The sequence below is a fragment of the Mucilaginibacter gossypii genome (assembly GCF_900100945.1).
GTDB lineage: Bacteria > Bacteroidota > Bacteroidia > Sphingobacteriales > Sphingobacteriaceae > Mucilaginibacter > Mucilaginibacter gossypii.
In genome coordinates this window covers 664,052-683,430 of sequence record NZ_FNCG01000001.1, presented here as the reverse complement: position 1 = coordinate 683,430, position 19,379 = coordinate 664,052, and the positions used below count along the sequence as shown (strand labels likewise).

Sequence of the window (19,379 nt, the reverse complement as noted above, 5' to 3'; positions counted from 1 at the left end):
AATGAATAATTTTATTCTGTTCATTTCCCTTACAATTTTAACAATAGGACCGATACTAGTTTGGCCCAGCAGGTACAATGTGCCTATGTTGCTTAATGTAGGTTTTGTATTTGTCGCTTATTTCGTTCCGCTTATAATGCTAAGCGATAATGAAAATTATAGCGGAGAAGTTTTTGATTTATTTTACAAGATCACGGTTTTAGGCGCCTTTGCTTATTTATTGGGATTAATTATAGGTTACCTTGTACCTCTAATAAGAATGCCCTTAAGTTTTGTGATACGTGATAATGAATTTTATCAAAAACGGTTTATTAAACTTACACAGATTTTTCTGATTATAGGTGTCGCAGGCATGCTATTAAGCTACCTCTTAATGGGTTTTGTGCCAGCATTTGCAAGTGATCCGTTAAATGCAAAGTTTTTTAGGGGCGCTTATGAAGCTCCATATATGCGTGTAGCAGTTTTATACCGCATTTCTAATCTTATCTTAATAAATGCCCTCGGCTTTGGCTTTATTTTGGTTTATATCAAGCGGACATTTTTTAACATTTCCCTTGTAATACTCGCTTCATGTGTTCTGTTATCAACTTTGAACCGTGGAACAACGGCATTTGCGCTATTAACGGTTATTGGCCTGGTGTGCGCTGATAAAGGCCGACTATATTCGTGGTTATTCGTTATTTTCAATTCTTTTACAATAATTATAGGCAGTATCTCCTACTACATAATAGGGCTTATTTTTGGCATAGATCAATTCACTGATCTGTATTCCGAAGATTCATTGTGGACGCTGATTGCTTCGGGGGCACCGGACATATCAGATCAACTACAATTTTTAAAAATGTATCTGCTTAACCCGGAGCTAACTTATGGAAAAACTTTTTTGGGAGGATTAATTCCGGGTCATTACCAGTGGAACCCCTCGGTTTGGGCACTAAAAGTAATAAGTCCTGACACCGACCTAAATGACATTACTTCTGGAGGGCTAAGACTGCCTGTATCTATATGGGGATATACGGCATTTTCATGGCTTGGCGTTATTGCTGTAAGTCTCATATCAGGTTTAATAATGGGATATTTTACAAAATATCTGAAACATTGGATAAAAAGCGGCAGCATGTCAAAAAACATTGTTGCAATAACGTTTTATAGTCTTATCGGCATTCAACTATCGGGGTTTTACGTTTTTTCATACATGTTTTTCCCGCCTTTAATAGTACTTTTTTTCTATGTTTTTATTTTAAAAAAGTAAACATGAAAATTATTATCAACGCGCGTTTCCTCACCCAAAAACTTACAGGAGTGCAACGTTTTGCCATTGAGATAGCAAAACAGTTAAAATTGATGATGCCGGGGATTATATTTGTGGCTCCGTCCAACATCATTCACCACGATCTGGCTCAGCAGCTTGGTGTAATCATCATAGGAAAAAATAAAGGGGTTATATGGGAGCAGCTTGATTTACCATTATATTTAAAAAAGAACAGCAGCCCCTTACTTATCAACATGTGCAATGTTGCACCGCTATTTTACAACAATCAGGTAATTACCATACATGATATTGCCTTTTTAGTTAATCCACAGTGGTTTAGCAAAAACTTTGTAAGGTTTTACAAATTCCTGGTACCAAAGATAAGCAGGAAAGCTAAGCGCATATTCACTGTAAGTGATTTTTCAAAAACTGAAATCGTAAAGTATCTCCATGTCGAAGCCGCAAAAATAAAAGTGATATATAATGGCATATCTGAACTCCCCTCTCCTACACCTGTTAAATCAGATTACGGCAAGTATATATTGGCTGTAGGATCAATAGATAAAAGAAAAAACATACAGAACCTTGTGCAGGCCTTCGGATCAATAAAACACAGAGGTATTAGACTTATAATAGTTGGAGACAGCAACTCGATTTTCAATAACGAAGATAATGCGCATCTTGATGTACATCCTGATATTATATTCACCGGGCGCGTTAACGACCACGAACTTGCAGGTTTATATAACAAAGCAAGTTTATTTGTCTATCCAAGTTTATATGAAGGTTTCGGAATTCCGCCGCTTGAGGCAATGGCCCAGGACTGTCCAACGTTAGTATCTGACATAGACAGCTTGCGTGAAGTTTGCGGTGATGCCAGTGTTTATGTAAATCCGCTCAATGTTGCGGAGATTTCGAAAAATATTGATTTACTTATTGAAGATGTGGCATTATGCGGGCGTCTTGTTGAAAACGGAAAACAAAATATAAAGCGGTTTAGCTGGGAAACTTCGGCCAGGCAAATTGTCAATTCCATTACTGATTTAATTACACAACCTTGAAAGTCGCATTAGTACATGAATGGCTTACCGTAATTGGGGGCTCTGAAAATGTTTTTAAAGAAATTGCCGCATTATATCCGGATGCGGATATTTATACGCTTGTAGCCCGCGAGGAAACCATTTTTAAGCTTGGCCTTTCCCGGCATAAGATAAACACTTCTTTTATTCAGAAACTGCCATTTGCAAAAACTAAATACCGGGCCTATCTGCCTTTATTTCCTTTGGCTATTGAGCAGTTTGATTTATCAGGCTATGATCTGATTATATCATCCTCACATGCTGTAGCTAAAGGAGCTTTAACCAATTCAAACCAAATACATATCTGTTATTGTCATTCGCCAATACGCTATGCCTGGGACTTGCATCATCAATATTTAAAAGAATCCGGGTTGGACAAGGGCCTGAAGGGCTTCATAGCGAAATATTTGCTGCACCGCGTCCGGCAGTGGGACATCATAAGCACCAACCGGGTCGATCATTTTATCGCTAATTCAAACTATATAGCCAGGCGAATTAAAAAGATCTACGGCCGTGAAAGTACAGTTATATACCCCAACGTAGCAACAGAAGATTTTTTACCTGTTTATGAAAAAAAGGATTACTACGTTACCTGTTCACGGTTTGTCCCTTATAAAAAAATTGATCTGATTGTGCAAGCCTTTGCCCAGATGCCTGATAAAAAATTATTTGTTATTGGCGAAGGTCCTGATTTTAAAAAGGTGAGCAAATTAACTACCTCAAATACAACCTTACTTGGCTATCAACCATTTGATGTACTCAAAAAATACCTGGCCGAAGCTAAGGCGTTTGTGTTTGCAGCTGAAGAGGACTTTGGCATTTTACCTGTTGAGGCCCAGGCCTGCGGCACTCCTGTAATTGCCTTTGGTAAAGGGGGCGCGTTGGAAAGTGTTGTCGAAAACAAAACAGGCATATTCTTCTATGAACAATCTGCCGAAGCCATTAAAGAGGCAGTGGAGCGTTTCGAGGTTAACGAATCGTTATTTAATTATAAAGAAATTACCCGGCACGCTTCTTCTTTTTCAACAGATATATTTAAAAATGAGCTACTTGTCCAAATTAATAATAAAACACAAAATAAAATAAAGAATTATTAGTTTTTAATTGTAGCGTTCTCGATGAATACCCCGTAATTAAGTTTAACAAACATTGGTTTTATTTAAAAACGATTCGTTTTAGTAAAATTATTATATTTGCACAACTTAACCCTGATCGCAAATGCGCTACTCTAAACTACTTCAGCCATTCACATTTTTTTGTGATTTAATCTTATTAAATATTGCACTACAGTGTGCCCACCTATTTATATTTGCATTTTATTCGTCAGAAATACAGTCGACTGATTTTTTATTATTAGTTAACTTAACCTGGATTACCATTGCTTCGGTAACTAAAAACTATATCATAAAAAGGCCCCTGATATTAAGTGACAATTTAAGCAAATTTATGTCCTCTATCGTATACCACCTGGTAATGGTTCTGGGGATAGTATATTTCTTTAAGCTTTATGAGATAAGCAGAATGGTGATGTTTTGCACGTATCTTTTGTTTTTTATCTTTATAGTTGTTCAGCGCTCCCTAATCTTTTTCACACTCGATTTTATTCGTAAAAAAGGTTATAATATTAAACATGTCATCATAATTGGTAATGCTGATATCGTTAACCGGGTAAAAAAATCATTTTCAAGGCATCCGGAGTACGGGTATAATTTTATTACCACCATACCCGAAGAAATGATTGAGAGCCTGCCCCATGAAATATTATTTGATAAAATCCTTGAGGCCAAGCCAGATGAAGCGTTTATATGCTACAAATTTATGGATCAGCTTTTATTAAATAAACTGGTTAATCTCGGCGACCAACATTCCATTAAAATTAAACTGGTTTCGGACCTTGTACTTGATAACAGCTATGCCAGTATCGTCAATTATGAAAATCTCCCTGTAATACAGCTTTCTTCTTCCATTGAGCTTAGTTTGAAAATTATTTTCTTCAAGCGCTGTTTCGATATTATGTTTTCCCTTTTGGTAATGATCCCTGGGCTTCCTGTGTTTATTGCATTAGCGATAATAACTAAATTAACTTCAAAAGGTCCGGTTTTTTATCGCCAGGAAAGAATTGGCAGGAATCATAAACCCTTCAGAATGTATAAGTTCAGAAGCATGTATGTAAATTCAGAACAAGCCGTTCCGATGCTGTCAAAAGATAAAGATCCCCGAATTACCAAATGGGGTGTATTTTTACGTAAATCCAGGCTGGATGAATTACCCCAGTTTTGGAATGTTTTAAAGGGCGACATGTCTATCGTTGGTCCCAGACCAGAGCGGCAGTATTTTATTGAGCAACTCATAGAAGAATCACCTAACTACAAAAAGTTATTTAAACTCAAGCCGGGTCTCACCTCTATAGGACAAGTAAATTATGGCTATGCCGAAAATGTTCAGGAAATGCGTCATCGTGTTCGTTATGATCTTATATATTTAAAAAACATCAACTTTAATAACGACTTAAGCATAATTTTCCAAACCATAAAAGTGATGGTTCAACTCAAGGGAAAGTAAACGTTATTCCCAAACTCGGGATAACGATCTCTCGAAAATATAATAAGTATTCAAAAAGACAGAGCAGGATGGTAATGAAACCATCCTGCTTTATTTTTATAAACCAATTTACCGGTTACCCTATACATTAAATTATGAGAGCACCATTTCTTATTGGATGTTTTTTATTTTCATGGCTCACTACCTCGGCACAAGTGGTTTTAAAAAATCTTTTAACCGAAAACCTGAAAAACCCAATTTGTATTGATGCACACAATCCGCGTTTTAGCTGGCAACTTGCAGAAAAAAATAATATACCCGTCGGCCAACAAGCTTATGAAATACAAGTAGACTCAGCCTCGTTCAGCGAAAATAATACAACCCCGTTATGGTCGAGCGGAAAAATAACATCAAATCAGTCAGTGTATGTACCTTACCGCGGCAAAACACTGCTATCATGCCATAAATATTTTTGGCGGGTAAGGATTTGGGATACCAACGGATTACGTTCAGCTTGGAGTGATCAGTCATTTTGGAAAATGGGCCTGCTATCTGCTTCTGACTGGCATGCCCAATGGATTAGGCCTGCCTTAAATGATACAGTAAACGCCCCCGCTCCTTTGCTGAGAACTAATTTTTCATTAAACAAAAAAATACGGGAGGCTACAGCTTATATAACTTCGCATGGCTTTTATGAAGCACAACTAAACGGGCATAAAGTAGGCGACAGCTTCCTTACACCAGGATGGACAAGTTATAATAAAAGGTTACAATATCAGGCCTATGATGTTACAACTCTGTTAGCCCAGGGAGAAAATGCCATGGGTATTACACTGGGCAGCGGTTGGTATCGCAGCCCGCTGGGCCCTTATACACCCAGGGCTAATTTTTATGGTGATAAAACAGCAGTTTTAATGGAGATGAGGATCATCTTTACCGATGGCTCAGAGAAAATCATATCGTCAGATCAAAGCTGGAGATCATCTACGGGAGCTTTACAATTTGCCGAGATCTACAACGGTTGTATTATTGATACGAGATTAGAAAAATCAGGATGGGCAAAGCCCGCTTCTGATGACCATGACTGGCATCCTGTAATCATAATGCCATACGCTAAAAACACCCTTATTGCTACATATAACGAACCCGTTAAGCAACATGAAACATTTAAGCCAATAAAGGTCATAACTACGCCACGCGGTGAAAAGGTGATTGATTTTGGTCAAAATCTGGTGGGTTGGGTAAAAGTTACACTGAAAGGCCATCCGGGAGACTCAATTAAAATTGCTCACGCAGAAGTGCTGGATAAAGCAGGCGAATTTTATACAGAGAACTTACGGGCGGCAAAGGCCGAAAACACTTATATATTAAAAGATACCTTAAAACGTACATTTGAGCCGCAATTTAGCTGGCAGGGTTTCAGGTACATTAAGGTTAGCGGTATAAAAGGCGCATTAAATCCAGATGACTTTACCGCTGTAGCTGTTTATTCGGATATGAAAGCTACCGGGAGCTTTTTATGCTCCAACCCCTTGCTTAATCAATTGCAACACAATATCCAATGGGGACAGAAAGGTAACTTTCTTGATGTACCAACAGATTGCCCGCAACGCGACGAGCGCTTAGGCTGGACAGGCGATGCGCAGGTATTTTCACGTACAGCAGCATTTAATATGGATGTTCACAATTTCTTTACCAAATGGCTCAAGGATGTAGCTGCCGATCAGTATCCAGGCGGTAGTATCCCCTTTGTGGTTCCGGATGTATTCAAAAATGGCACAAATGAGGTTGGCGGCAGTTCAGGATGGGGAGATGTGTCAACCATCATCCCATGGAATATGTATTTTGCATATGGAGACAAAAAGATTTTAGAAAACCAGTTTCAAAGCATGAAAGCCTGGGTTAATTATATCCAAAAGCAAACCAGGAACAATTTATGGGTAACGGGTAATCATTTTGGCGACTGGTTGTTTTATAGTGTGAATAACGACAGAGATGGTACATCTGCGATAACCAACAAATATCTTATCGCACAATGCTTCTATGCATATTCAACCCAAATACTGATCAACAGCGCCAAAGTTTTAAACAAAACAACCGACGAGCAATATTATTCAAAGTTGTTGCTCAAAATAAAACGGGCATTTGTGAACGAATATGTTACCGCTAACGGCCTGATCTCATCAGATACCCAAACAGCATACGTATTAGCTTTGGAATTTGATATGCTGCCGAAAAACTTGAGACAGCAGGCTGCAGCCCGCCTTGTTAAGAACATCGGGCTATACCGGGATCACCTGACAACGGGTTTTTTAGGCACTCCTTATCTTTGTGATGCCCTCACCAGGTTCGGTTACGCCGACGTGGCGTACAAGTTATTATTGCAGGATACTTATCCTTCCTGGCTATACCCAATTAAACAGGGGGCTACAACTATTTGGGAAAGATGGGATGGTATCAGGACCGACGGCAGTTTTGAAGAGTCATCTATGAATTCTTATAATCATTACGCTTACGGGGCTATCGGCGATTGGATGTATCGCTATATTGCAGGTATTACGCCTGCCGCACCAGCCTATAAAAAAATAACAATCAAACCGGTAATTGGCGGCGGGCTATCATGGGCCGAAGGAAAATACGATTGCCCGTACGGAACCATCTATAGTAAATGGCAAATCACTGATAGGAAATTAGATATGAGGGTAACTGTTCCGCAAAATACAACAGCTGATATTTTTGTTCCCGATTTTTCAGGAAATAATTACAAAAAATTCACTGTGGGCCCCGGCAATTATCATTACAGCAGATGACAGCAATCTGTCTCTGAAAACCGGGTTCTCCCGCTACATAAATGATGAAATCCGGCAGGTTCAAGTATCTATAAAAATCATATATTCGGTTATAATCAAATAAAATTGAATTTATGGCTTTCGATATAGAAATACTGGTCAGGTTTTTACTGGCCCTGTTGTGGGGCGGACTTGTAGGCGCCGAAAGAGAATATCATGGTAAGGCGGCTGGCTTCCGTACCACCATCATGATATCTTTTGGCGCTTGTTTTTTCACACTCATGTCAACCGCCATTGGGGCGCCTGACAATGCAGACAGGATAGCATCAAACGTGGTTACGGGGATTGGGTTCCTTGGTGCCGGCGTTATTTTCAGAGGTGAAAACCGGGTTAATGGCATCACTACCGCAGCTACCATCTGGGCCGTTGCAGCAGTAGGCATGGGTATTGGAGCCGGTTACTACTTAGCTGCCGGGTTCGCCAGTATAATGATCCTGTTTATACTTTCCGTACTTCCTTTCTTTCAAAAGAAAATAGATTATTATAATCAATCCAAAACATTTTATATTAAATGCCCGGTCTCGGTAAATGGTATCATCTTGTGCGAAGATATGATGACAGCTCATAAACTGAAATTCAAGATGGTTAAGAGGGTGAAAGATGGTGACTATATGCTTTTAACATGGCAGCTTCACGGACCTTCAGTTAAAATGGATCTGTTCATCAACTCAGTTAGCGATATTCCAGTTATCGAACATTTTGAGTTTTCGTGATATCGACAACGTATTAATTATTATATCCACAAAGCAAATGCTTTTTCATTCTCCCACAAGAATTCTGCTTGATCCGAGTTCTGTTTGATCAAATCGAAAAGTAGCGGCTTTTTATAATTAAAAAGGTTCACTCTTTTAAAGTGCCCCTTTCAGAACTCAGACACAGTTCCTATATGGTGCGCCTAACGGTACAGAATTCGAACCAATTTCTAAAGGATTTGGCTGTTTTATGCGAGTTATCAGCCATGCAATAGCTTTTTTTACACACCAAATATCCTCCGGAAAGTCAATCTGGTTTATTTAGCTTTTTGAACCTTATATATCCCAATCCCCCTTCAACATAAGTCAGCTGGCTTTTGCTATGTTTAAGATCATCATTTTAAATAACAGGTTTTTAGGCATGATACGCCAGTGGCACGAGCTGTTTAGCGGATCTTGAAAACCCAGCCGGATTCCGGCATTTTGATTGCGCCGAACGTTAATGTGTTGATGATTGACCTAAACAGCTTGTCCAATCAATATTTGATTGTTTAGGCGTTATGATTAATTTGTTCCGATCCTCTGTCCGTATCGCGGACTGCGGGTGTAATCAACATTAGGATTCAGAAATAATGTTGAATATGATATGGTCCATGAGGTTCAATTATTACAAATTTAACAAGAGGAATAAAACTCAATTGTAAATAATTAGCTTAATCGATTACCTCAAGAGAAGCAATTGGCTACCTGCAATTAATTCATAAAAAAGTTGCCAATAAAATTGACAACTTGCCTAAAATAGTACTAAAACCCGATGTACCCACAGACCTATTTTGGATGAACTGAAACTATTAGCCACTCTGTTTGATGGTCAGGCTGATTTCAAATATCTAACCCGTTTTCGATAGAACCGATTATTCAGGGTTTATGCTTGACCATTCCTAACATATAATGGAGTTTTAATAGATATCATTCAGAGAGTTTATCTACTTATCACTATTTTCCGTATCATAGTATTGCCATCAGTTACATATAAATTGCCGAAATTATCTGCGGCCACGTCAGTTGGGGTTTTAAATGTAGCTGTAGCGCCCGGGCCATTATCTGACCCAAACTCACCGGTACCGGCTACCGTGGTTACCACACCTTGAGGGGTCACCTTGCGTATTTTATTATTCAGACGATCCGCCACGTATATATTACCTGCGGCATCTATACCCAAACCAAACGGAGTATCAAATGAAGCTGCAGCACCCTTGCCATCAGCTTCACCCTTGGCGCCGCTTCCTGCAAGCGTACTTACCACGCCTCCCCGGTTAATCTTACGGATTAGGTTATTGTGGGAATCTGCCACATATAGGTTACCGATAGCATCTACTATTACATCAGAAGCACCATTAAATGACGCAGCAGTACCCTTGCCATCGGCCGAACCTGCTGCACCGCTACCTGCAAGGGTTGTTACTACGCCTTCCGGGCTTATCTTACGGACCAGGTTACTATGTACCACGTAAACATTACCGGAGGCATCTAAGGCCAAACCTCCCGGATTATAAAATGTAGCCGTAGCTCCCGGGCCATCGGCTGTTCCCTGGGCACCGCTACCTGCAAAGGTTGTTACCACGCCCTCCGGGTTTACTTTACAGATCCGATTGTTATGACTATCGGCTACATATACAGTACCTGAAGCATCTACCGCTATGCCGGACGGATACCAAAACACAGGGCCCCGGCCATCCATGTCAACCTTATCGTTGCCGGCAAGGGTTGTTACTACAGCCGCCGGGCTTATCTTACGGATCAAGCCGGTCCAATTATCTGTCACGTATATGTTACCGGCAACATCTGTTGCTATACCCACTGGGCTGTTAAATGAAGCCGATGTGCCGACACCATCAGATGACCCTCCAATACTTTGACCGGCAAACGTGCTAACCGTTACTGTGGTGGGTTTGTGAAAGTCTTTAATACAGGATGCATTGCCTAACAGAAAGGCTAATCCTAAAACAACAGTTATTTGCGTTTTCATAATACAACGAGTAAAACTAAAAAAAAGAGATCCTTATTACTCCAGTGCTGATTTCAACAACCTATATGATGATCTTTACTAGATATGCTGAAAAAAGCAATACCCAAATTTGTATCCCAAAAGACACAATGCGCTTAATCTTATAATGGATAGCTCAGGTATGCCGGCCATTGGGCGGACTGCGAAATTTGTACTACCTTATACATCAATAGGCGATAGACAAATGCCGGGCAAACCGTTATTAACCAGGGAAGTCAAATATTTTTTTCTGTGTTACAAATTGTAAAAACATAAGCAATAATAGGAAAAGGATCAGGTTTTCAGAATGCTTGTCATCATCTAAATAACTGACTGTCATCATCTACAACATGCATTTATCATCTTTTTATCAACTGAATTATAACATTGGTTTTTGGGATCAATTAAAAAAGTTTGCGGAAATAGTAATTTATAATCTTTCTTAATTTATACAAAATTGTACTACATGTTAAAATATAGTATATGATTGTATTATATTTGAATCGTAAACTAAATGCTAATTTTCCTTAAATGTTAAAGTCAAATCCTATCAATAATATTATCCCTGACGAAAAATCTTCCGTAGCGGTGATTGGCTCTGGGTTTTCTCGTTTAAGTGCAGCAGCCTATTTAGTCAAAGCCTGATATAGTGTCACTGTATAATGGTTTGCTGACCGGCACGGGCCTGGAAAACCTGGTAGTTTGGTATAACCCGGGCACACATCATAGGCGTACGTATCTTGACCATTTCTGTAGAGGATGTTTTTTATGGGATGAATCTGATCCTGCTAAATGTAATGATCTATACAGGTTTAAACACAGGGTTTTATTTCCGGCTTAAAAATCAGCGAAGGGCAATAATATAGTAAACGCCATTTAACTTATACTAATACGACTTCATGATAAAAGACGAAACAGTTAACGACTTAACTTTAGCGCAGGTAGTAACTGATCTGGAACAAGATCATTATAACGCTGCTTTCGACACGCCACTCCGGCCTGATGCATTTGAACTGGACGACGATACCAAAATGGAACTTATCGCCAAACATTTCGCCGCAATAATGGAAACCTTGGGAATGGACCTGGAAGATGACAGTTTGAGAGACACACCTAAGCGGGTAGCTAAAATGTATGTGAAGGAGATATTTAGCGGCCTTAACCCTGCTAACAAACCCAAACCCACTTTATTCAAGAATCCATTCAACTACAATCAAATGCTGGTGGAACGGAATATTGCTGTATTTAGTAACTGTGAGCACCATTTTGTACCTATTGTAGGTAAAGCCCACGTTGCCTATATCAGCAATGGGCAGGTAATCGGTTTATCAAAACTGAACAGGATTGTTCAGTACTGTTCGCAAAGACCACAGGTGCAGGAAAGGCTGACCATGCAAATCGCCAATATGCTCAAAGAAGCGTTAGGCACGGAAGATGTAGCGGTAATTATAGACGCGCATCACCATTGCGTATCCAGCCGTGGTATCCGGGACGCCGGCAGTACCACGCTTACAGCTGAATACAGCGGGCAGTTTCTAAATATTGAAACCAAGAATGAATTTTTAAAGTATATCGGATAATGGACTTCAACGGAAAGAATATCCTGGTGGTCGGAGGCAGTTCCGGCATTGGCTTATCATTAGTTCAACTGCTTCATCGGCAGAACGCCAATATTTATACGGTATCAAGATCGGCATCAGCCGAGTGGCCGGAAGATTTACATTTTTTAAAAGCAGACGTTTTAGAAAGTTTGGATGCGATGGAGCTGTTCCTTCCTGAGCAACTGCACGGGTTGGTTTACTCGGTCGGAAGCATTACGCTGAAACCGTTCGGCAGGTTAACTGATGAAGATTTTTTGAAAGATTTCCAGCTGAACGTTTTAGGTGCAGCACGTATGATCCGGCAGGCTATGAAACCAATTAAAAATGCCGGAGGTTCATCCATTGTTCTGATCAGTTCGGTCGCCGCCAAAACTGGCATGCCTTACCATGCCAGTATAGCAGCTGCCAAAGGCGCAGTTGAAGGCATGGCGCTTTCTTTGGCAGCCGAGCTTGCTATCCAGCATGTCAGGGTTAACGTGGTAGCCCCCTCATTAACAGACACCCCACTCGCTCAGGCCTTGTTGAGTACCCCTGAAAAACGGGAAGCCTCCGGTAAACGTCATCCTTTAGGAAAAATAGGACAACCCGAAGATATCAGTCGGCTTATCGCCTATTTATTATCGGATGACAGTACCTGGATGACGGGGCAGGTTATCGGCATGGATGGCGGCTTAGGTAAATTAAAAACAAGTTAAGATGCAGGATATAAAAAGCGAAAACATCTATCAGCTGGAAAAGCAATACAGGACAAGCCTGATCAACAGTTTGATAGGCTACCGGGCTTTGAATCTTTTGGGAACAACCAGTAATGACGGTGTCACTAACTTGTGTATCATCAGTTCTGTTTTCCATTTGGGTGCGAACCCGCCGCTTATCGGAATGGTGATCCGACCCGAACGTGAGCACAATGATACGCTGCGTAACATCAGATCAACAGGACAATATACCCTCAATAACGTGTTACCAGAATGGTACATGCAGGCGCACCAAACCAGTGCAAGTTATCCTTCCGGCTTTTCTGAGTTTGACACCTGTCATTTCAAAAAGTATTATACAAATGGATTTAAGGCACCTTTTGTGAAAGCATCCAACGTACGCATAGGGCTGGAATTACGTGAGATGATTGATATGGAGGTTAACGGAACAACAATTGTTATAGGTGAAATAGTCCATATCCTAACAGAAGATGGATTGATCGGGGCAGATGGAACAGTTGATCACGGTAAAGCTGGAACCATGACCGTGGCCGGTTTGGATACCTACTATCTACCGCAACCCGTTGGGCAACTCGCCTATGCCAAGCCTGGAGTTGAACCTCATTTATTAAATACAAATACCAGCTTCAATACATAAGCCATGAAAAAAGACGCGGAAGTGATTGTTGTAGGTGCAGGCATAGCCGGTTTAACAGCAGCCAAAATATTAAAGGCTGCTCAAAAATCGGTCTTGGTTTTGGAGCACTCCGATGGAGTAGGTGGTAGAGTGCGAACCGATGAGGTGGATGGCTACCTGCTCGACCGGGGTTTCCAGGTTTTTTTAACAGCTTATCCGGAGGCCAGAAACCTATTGGATTATAAGGCGCTGGACCTTTGTAAATTCGATCCCGGCGCAATTATTTTGAACAAAAAAGGCGCTAATATTTTAGGCGATCCGATCAGGCAGCCAGGTTCAACAATGAGCACTTTGCTGTCTTCAGCTGCTACATTTACTGATAAATTACGCATGCTCCGATTAAAGCTAAAATTGGCCGGTAAGAGTATCGACAAGATTTTTTCAGAACCAGAGATCACCACCACAGAATACCTAAAAAAAGAAGGTTTCAGCGGAACCATCGTAAACCAGTTCTTCATGCCCTTTATGACCGGGATATTTCTCGAAGACCGCTTAAGTACCTCCAGCAGAATGTTTGAGTTTGTTTTTAAAATGTTCAGCGAGGGTGATGCCGCTATCCCAGCCAAAGGAATGGGCATGATACCTAAACAACTGGCCGAATGCCTTGCTCCGCAGGAACTCTTATTCCATCAAAATGTATCCGTAGTTAATGGAGGCTCGGTAACAACAACAGATGGGCTTAGCTATCACGCTAACTTTGTTTTGATAGCTACCGATCCTTTGCGTTCTCCCATAAGCAACAGAAATTCGAACATTGAGCATCATTCTGTAAGCAATATGTATTTCACCGCCAGGAAACGACCGTTTGAAAAGCCCCTGATAGCTTTAAATACGTTACCTGGAAAAATTGTAAATAACATTGCCGTATTGGATCGTATTTCTAACAGGTATTCTGAAAGCGGTGATACTTTAATTTCATTATCGTTAATAGGCGACCATTCAAATGCGAACCAAAATGAACTACAGGAAAATGTGGTTAGCGAATTGAAATTCTGGTATCCCGAAGCCGTTAGCTGGAAACACTTAAAAACCTACCATATTGATTATGCGCTGCCGAATGACGACCACGTGACTAATGAACCTGGTTATACAACCATACGGGTAAATGACCAATGCTTCATTTGCGGGGATTATTTGATGAATGGCTCAATTAATGCAGCGATGAAAAGCGGCAGGCTGGCTGCAGAGGGCATTATAAATACCATGCGCTTATGATCAACCATAATTTATATAGCAATGAACTTTTAAACCGCAAGCGGCTGTTGGGTGATAAACGGGCGGACGAGTTTATACATTATGTTTTTAGCGATCCGGTAAAGAAGAAGCAATTACAGGACTGGATGGGTGGCCAATCAGGTGCCGACCATTTGAAATTATTACAGCATTTATTCCCAAAAATTGACTTTATTGATAAAGCTACGGAACTGCCAATATGGGCGCAACCACTACTGATGAGAAACGGCGCTATTTTCTATGCCCGGCATTCGGAGATAATTATGAGTTTACTCGGGCTGTTATCATTACCCTATTGTTATAATGCAGCCAATGGCGCGATGGTGCTGTACTTGTCCGAACTGATCCGTAAACAAACTACCAAAAGGCTTTATGATACCGCTGTGTTTGTTTGGGAGGTTATGGGGCCGGATGCTTTCGGTAAAAACGGAAACGCTTATGAAGAAATTTTAAAAGTGCGGATCATGCACGCTGCCGTTCGTTACTACACACTGCAAAGCGGTAAATGGGATGATAGCTGGGGATTACCGATCAACCAGGAAGACATGGCCGGAACAAACCTGTCATTTTCACTGATCGTTATTCGCGGGTTACGAATGCTCGGTTACAGCGTAAGCCAGGATGATCAGGCGGCGTTTATGCACATATGGGGAGTAGTAGGTTATCTGTCGGGATTAGATGAAGATCTGATCCCTGAAAACTCTAAAATGGCGCAGCAACTTGATAACATTATTAAACGAAGGCAGTTCGCTGTTTCTGCACATGGACAGGAATTAACCAGATCGCTGACCGCTCATATCCTTTCCGTTAATAAAAGTAAGGCCACGGCCAACGATATACTGGGCTTGATGCGTTACCTGCTTGGAAAAGAAATGGCCGATATGCTGGCGATCGACGCCCCCGAACTGCCTGCTTATAAACTAACCCTGATCAAAACGTTGAACCTGTTTAAAAGCATTAAGCCGCAGGGAGATGCCAAGAAAAATTACCAGATTGCCTATGCTACCTTCAAGACGCAAAACCCAGCACTCGTTAAAAGAAACTAATTTTGAAAATTGCCGGCATGCTTAATTTATAAAAACATGAAATCATACCAACTCATTCATCAACTGATCGATCTTGTAGATGAACTGGAAAAAGAAAACCAGGGACGGGAAGTGTCTTTGCAGGATTTTACAGGTTTTCTTTTGAATAAGGTTGGCGATCCCGCCGTTAATAATCATAGCAGTGAAGTTAGGTTCGGTGATAATGACAGCGCCGCTTTGGATATTGCTTATCAGTTGGATAATAACATCGGGCGCCTGTTTGTTTTCATGAGTCGTTACGCCAAATCATATATTAAAAAAGCACTGGAGGGTACGCCCTTGCAAACCGCCGAGGATTTTACGGCACTGGCTATTTTATTAACGCACCCGCACTTATCAAAAAGTGAACTTATCAGCCATAATCTACAGGAAAAAACTTCTGGTACGGAAGTGATCAGGCGTTTGGTTGTGTCAGGGTTGGTTAGGCAGTGGGACGATGAAAAGGATAAAAGAAGTAAGCATATTGCCATTACTGACGAAGGCAAGAAATTATTGTTCCAGGTATTTGAACATACCAACTATGTGGGACAGATCATCACCGGCAGGTTGACCTTTGCCGAAAAATTCACGCTGCAATATCTTTTACAAAAATTGGAAAACTTTCATTTGGAACACTACGAAAAGAAAACCATCCTCAGCAAGGAAGATCTTAAAAAAGTAGCGACCGGAATCACACCGCATAATGGGCGTACCTCTGATCCAGAGTAACATCGATACTGAAGTCATTATTGAAATGCCGTACAAAGCCAGGGCCTCTTCGTTGCGATCAGGCTGTAATTAGATGACATTGACCATCAAGATCGAACTCATGAGCAGAATGAATTATGCATTTTTAAATTTTGCCGTCAACTTGTAAAGGGAGGTCGAACGAAACACACTGCGCCCGGTAAAAGAAGTTATCCAGTTTAAATGAAATACTCAAAAAACTAAAAATCAGCAACACGATTTGTGAAAAGAAAATGATTAAACAGGCTTTATATAAATCAAGTTTTGAATCAGGTAATTGGTAGAACGTTATCGCTTGCTGAACCAATACAAAAATTCATCCTAACACGATAACAATAAGAGGTAAGTTTACGGCTTTAAGAAAACACAAAGCGTACTCTTGTAAAATAAAATCATGGCTACGGTGAAAAAACCATGATCTTCAGGTAATCGTTTTTCAGAAACACTGCCGTGTATTCCTTATCCGTTTTTTCATCAGATATTTTTTCGACAACCGGGTGGGGATAAACAACACCGCTACTGCCCTGGTAAACCCCTTTCTCCAGAAACATTGGATTTTTTTCCGGTTGTCCGATCCCATAGGTCGGGATGGTCACTTGTTCCGCCCAAGCTTTTACTTCCATATCGGGTATATTATAATTGTAGTTTTAAATTAATTAGATGGTACCAGTTTAAGCATTCTCGCATCTGCTGCAGGTACGCTGGTAGAAAAAGTTTCTTGTCCGCTTTCGATCTTGCCTACTGTATGATCCGTCAGAAAATCTTTTATAAGGTAACCGGTGTTCGTAAGACCCAGCTCCTTCTTTTTCCAAATTTGGTCATAGCCGGCGGAATTACTGAAGTTGAACTGTGAGATCAAGACTTCTTTACCCGGCAGAAAAAATGCCATCTGCTGGTCGAGTGACTCACCGTCAGCTACCTTTACTGGTGTAAAAGCCTTTGGTGCACTAAAGAAAGCGCACAGGTATTTGTTGTTCAGGTAAACTGCTGCGCGATCAGCCGCGAGTTTATTCCGGTAATCCGAGCCGTCCCCAAGTATACTGCCCATGCTCATCATAGCATACAGACGTACCTGGATATCTTTTTCAGTCAGATCAGGATTTTTCTGGAAATTCTTCATGATGGCCACATCCAGGTTGGTATACGGCCAAAGTGTTCCCTGTACCCACCAGAGATGAGACCCGCTGGCAAGGGATGCCTCTGTACTACCATAATGCGGGAAACCCGGCTGATCGTCCCTAAAATGGGAGTAGACATCCGTAGAAACAAAACGGCCATGGGCATACTGGCTGGGGAACATGGGAGAAATTGCCTCAGTTATAAAAACGTCTTTGCCCAGAATGGAATCCGCCAGTGATTTCAACATGTTCATACCGTAATTGTAAGCCTGAAGACCGGAACGAACGGACGAGTTGTACCGACGGGTAGATTCAAGTGCGCCGGCAGTTAAGAAATCGATCTTCAAAAATTTTGCGCCGATCTCTTTAGCTTTTTTGAGCTGGTAGATCACGTACTGCCGAACGGCAGGGTGTGTAGGATCCATCGCCAGGCACCCCCAGTCGCCTTCCTTATACCAGATCGGGTTGCCGTGATCGTCTGAGAGCAGCGCGTCTGAAAGGTTATAATCTGATCCCTGAATTTTAGTATTTGCAGTATTGTTCCGCCAGGTCCACATGGCGAAGGGTATAAAGTAGAAGCCAAGATCCTGTTTTTTCTTGTCAATGTATTTACCGAACGATGCCAGCAAACTCGTGGTATATATACCCTGATCATAAGAATCGATACTCATAACCGGTCTTGAATATTTATTGAACTGATCAAGCGTTGCAATAAAATCTGAAATCTTGGGAATATCACGCGGCATCATTTTCCCCTCATAACCCAGCACGCCTTCCACACCAAAACTATTCCAATAAAAAGGTGCTGCGCCTTTCCAGTCCAGCCGGCCGTTTAGTAAAGCGTTGGCATTGCCGTAGTCAATAAAAATTTTGCGGACATCTCCCGCAGCAAGGAAAATCACGGACGAATGAACTGACGGCCCCTTAGCGGTACCATGCACTGCATGATCGTGGGTTCCGTCGTTGCCCCCATACTCTGGTCTTAATGCAGAATTATCGGGGGTTGCTACGCCGTCGGTAACAGATAGTGAATCGACCTGACCCGTAGTCTTACCTGAATGATATGCAATACCGGTTTTCCAGAAGTCGTGGCTCAGACTGCCAAAGACGATACCTGAAAAACTATTGTTGTCGTAAACTGAAGAAAACTCGTAGGTTATGCCGTTGAATGCAGGTTTCCCGGGTTCCCAGCGTCGTTCCAGAATATGCGTCCAGTTATCGTTGTCAAACGGAACGTCGAGCAAACGCGGCTCGGCGCCCGGCTGCACAAGCAGGGCCTTTTCTTTTGGTAAAACAGCCAACGCGCAGATCTCACGGGTTTCCATTTCTTCATCCGTACCGTCTCCTTTAATGGCAGTAAGATTAGCAAAAATGTAGGGGTGATCGGTATAGATCAGCAACTGCTGCAACAAGGTAATTCGGGCCGCATTTCCGGAGTGTCGTATCGTCAGCCGTATACCTTTGCCGGCGGCATTGCTGAACGTATCAGTGCTTACCTGGTGCAACTGGCAGTCAGTCGTCGCCAAATATCCGGAAGATAATTCCCTTACATAGGCAATGGCGTTATCAATCGTAACGCCATTGCCAAATTTAAAATCCAAACGCCCTGTTTTTTGGTTGATAGTGACGGCGGACCCTTCGCTTCTAACCATTAGCGCGTCACCCGACCGATCTACTTGCTGTGCGAGCGATGCGAATGGGAAGCAGTAAAGAACTGAAGCCAGGGTAAACAGCCACAGATATTTGAATTTGCTCATATATAAA

General features: G+C 41.4%; 16 protein-coding genes. 13 read left to right on the top strand and 3 right to left on the bottom strand.

The features are described 5' to 3' along the window. Position 1: 1 nt before the first annotated feature. The 6 genes from BLS28_RS02905 to BLS28_RS02880 all read left to right on the top strand — a co-directional run bounded on the left by BLS28_RS02905 (position 2) and on the right by BLS28_RS02880 (position 8,434). Entirely contained in the window at positions 2 to 1,252 is a 1,251-nt protein-coding gene (locus BLS28_RS02905) for an oligosaccharide repeat unit polymerase (RefSeq protein ID WP_143020678.1), read from the top strand. Between the two features lie 2 nt (positions 1,253 to 1,254). Continuing rightward, the gene (locus BLS28_RS02900) at positions 1,255 to 2,313 is read left to right on the top strand and encodes a glycosyltransferase family 4 protein (protein ID WP_091162785.1); all 1,059 of its coding nucleotides are present in this window, start codon (positions 1,255 to 1,257) and stop codon (positions 2,311 to 2,313) included. Then, the gene (locus BLS28_RS02895) at positions 2,310 to 3,428 is read left to right on the top strand and encodes a glycosyltransferase family 4 protein (protein ID WP_091162784.1); all 1,119 of its coding nucleotides are present in this window, start codon (positions 2,310 to 2,312) and stop codon (positions 3,426 to 3,428) included. The genes BLS28_RS02900 and BLS28_RS02895 overlap by 4 nt, the downstream gene beginning before the upstream one ends. Before the next feature lie 121 nt (positions 3,429 to 3,549). Beyond that, a complete protein-coding gene (locus tag BLS28_RS02890) occupies positions 3,550 to 4,893 on the top strand; it encodes a sugar transferase (protein ID WP_091162783.1) in 1,344 nt (447 codons plus the stop codon). Positions 4,894 to 5,027: 134 nt separating this feature from the next. Further along, a complete protein-coding gene (locus BLS28_RS02885) occupies positions 5,028 to 7,682 on the top strand; it encodes a glycoside hydrolase family 78 protein (RefSeq protein WP_091162782.1) in 2,655 nt (884 codons plus the stop codon). A 113-nt stretch (positions 7,683 to 7,795) separates the two neighbouring features. After that, positions 7,796 to 8,434 carry an MgtC/SapB family protein gene (locus tag BLS28_RS02880; protein ID WP_091162781.1) on the top strand — a complete coding sequence of 213 codons (639 nt, stop codon included), beginning with the start codon at positions 7,796 to 7,798 and terminating at the stop codon, positions 8,432 to 8,434. A 961-nt stretch (positions 8,435 to 9,395) separates the two neighbouring features. On the opposite strand, the gene BLS28_RS02875 is transcribed toward BLS28_RS02880, so the two are convergent. Further along, positions 9,396 to 10,442, bottom strand: a complete 1,047-nt coding sequence (locus tag BLS28_RS02875; protein ID WP_091162780.1) for an NHL repeat-containing protein — start codon at positions 10,440 to 10,442, stop codon at positions 9,396 to 9,398. Positions 10,443 to 11,200: 758 nt separating this feature from the next. Here BLS28_RS02875 and BLS28_RS31505 point away from each other — a divergent pair. From BLS28_RS31505 to BLS28_RS02845, 7 genes are read left to right on the top strand one after another with little or no spacing between them, the layout of a single operon-like run. Then, a complete protein-coding gene (locus BLS28_RS31505; protein WP_369596615.1) occupies positions 11,201 to 11,326 on the top strand; it encodes a hypothetical protein in 126 nt (41 codons plus the stop codon). 33 nt (positions 11,327 to 11,359) lie between these two features. Beyond that, positions 11,360 to 12,040 carry a GTP cyclohydrolase I FolE gene (gene folE, locus BLS28_RS02870; protein ID WP_091162779.1) on the top strand — a complete coding sequence of 227 codons (681 nt, stop codon included), beginning with the start codon at positions 11,360 to 11,362 and terminating at the stop codon, positions 12,038 to 12,040. Then, a complete protein-coding gene (locus BLS28_RS02865; RefSeq protein WP_091162778.1) occupies positions 12,040 to 12,756 on the top strand; it encodes an SDR family NAD(P)-dependent oxidoreductase in 717 nt (238 codons plus the stop codon). Before folE ends, BLS28_RS02865 begins: the two co-directional genes overlap by 1 nt. Position 12,757: 1 nt before the next feature. After that, complete coding sequence (locus tag BLS28_RS02860) at positions 12,758 to 13,414, top strand: flavin reductase family protein (protein WP_091162777.1); 657 nt, start codon at positions 12,758 to 12,760, stop codon at positions 13,412 to 13,414. Between the two features lie 3 nt (positions 13,415 to 13,417). Continuing rightward, a complete protein-coding gene (locus BLS28_RS02855) occupies positions 13,418 to 14,668 on the top strand; it encodes an NAD(P)/FAD-dependent oxidoreductase (protein ID WP_091162776.1) in 1,251 nt (416 codons plus the stop codon). Then, complete coding sequence (locus BLS28_RS02850) at positions 14,665 to 15,732, top strand: oxygenase MpaB family protein (protein WP_091162775.1); 1,068 nt, start codon at positions 14,665 to 14,667, stop codon at positions 15,730 to 15,732. Before BLS28_RS02855 ends, BLS28_RS02850 begins: the two co-directional genes overlap by 4 nt. A gap of 36 nt (positions 15,733 to 15,768) precedes the next feature. Then, complete coding sequence (locus BLS28_RS02845; protein ID WP_091162774.1) at positions 15,769 to 16,479, top strand: MarR family winged helix-turn-helix transcriptional regulator; 711 nt, start codon at positions 15,769 to 15,771, stop codon at positions 16,477 to 16,479. Between the two features lie 416 nt (positions 16,480 to 16,895). Here the strand turns inward: BLS28_RS02845 and BLS28_RS02835 are convergent, their stop codons facing one another. After that, positions 16,896 to 17,120, bottom strand: coding sequence for a hypothetical protein (locus tag BLS28_RS02835; protein ID WP_256337325.1), 225 nt, complete (start codon positions 17,118 to 17,120; stop codon positions 16,896 to 16,898). A 29-nt stretch (positions 17,121 to 17,149) separates the two neighbouring features. Beyond that, entirely contained in the window at positions 17,150 to 19,372 is a 2,223-nt protein-coding gene (locus tag BLS28_RS02830) for an alpha-amylase family protein (protein ID WP_218134332.1), read from the bottom strand. Positions 19,373 to 19,379: the final 7 nt, after the last annotated feature.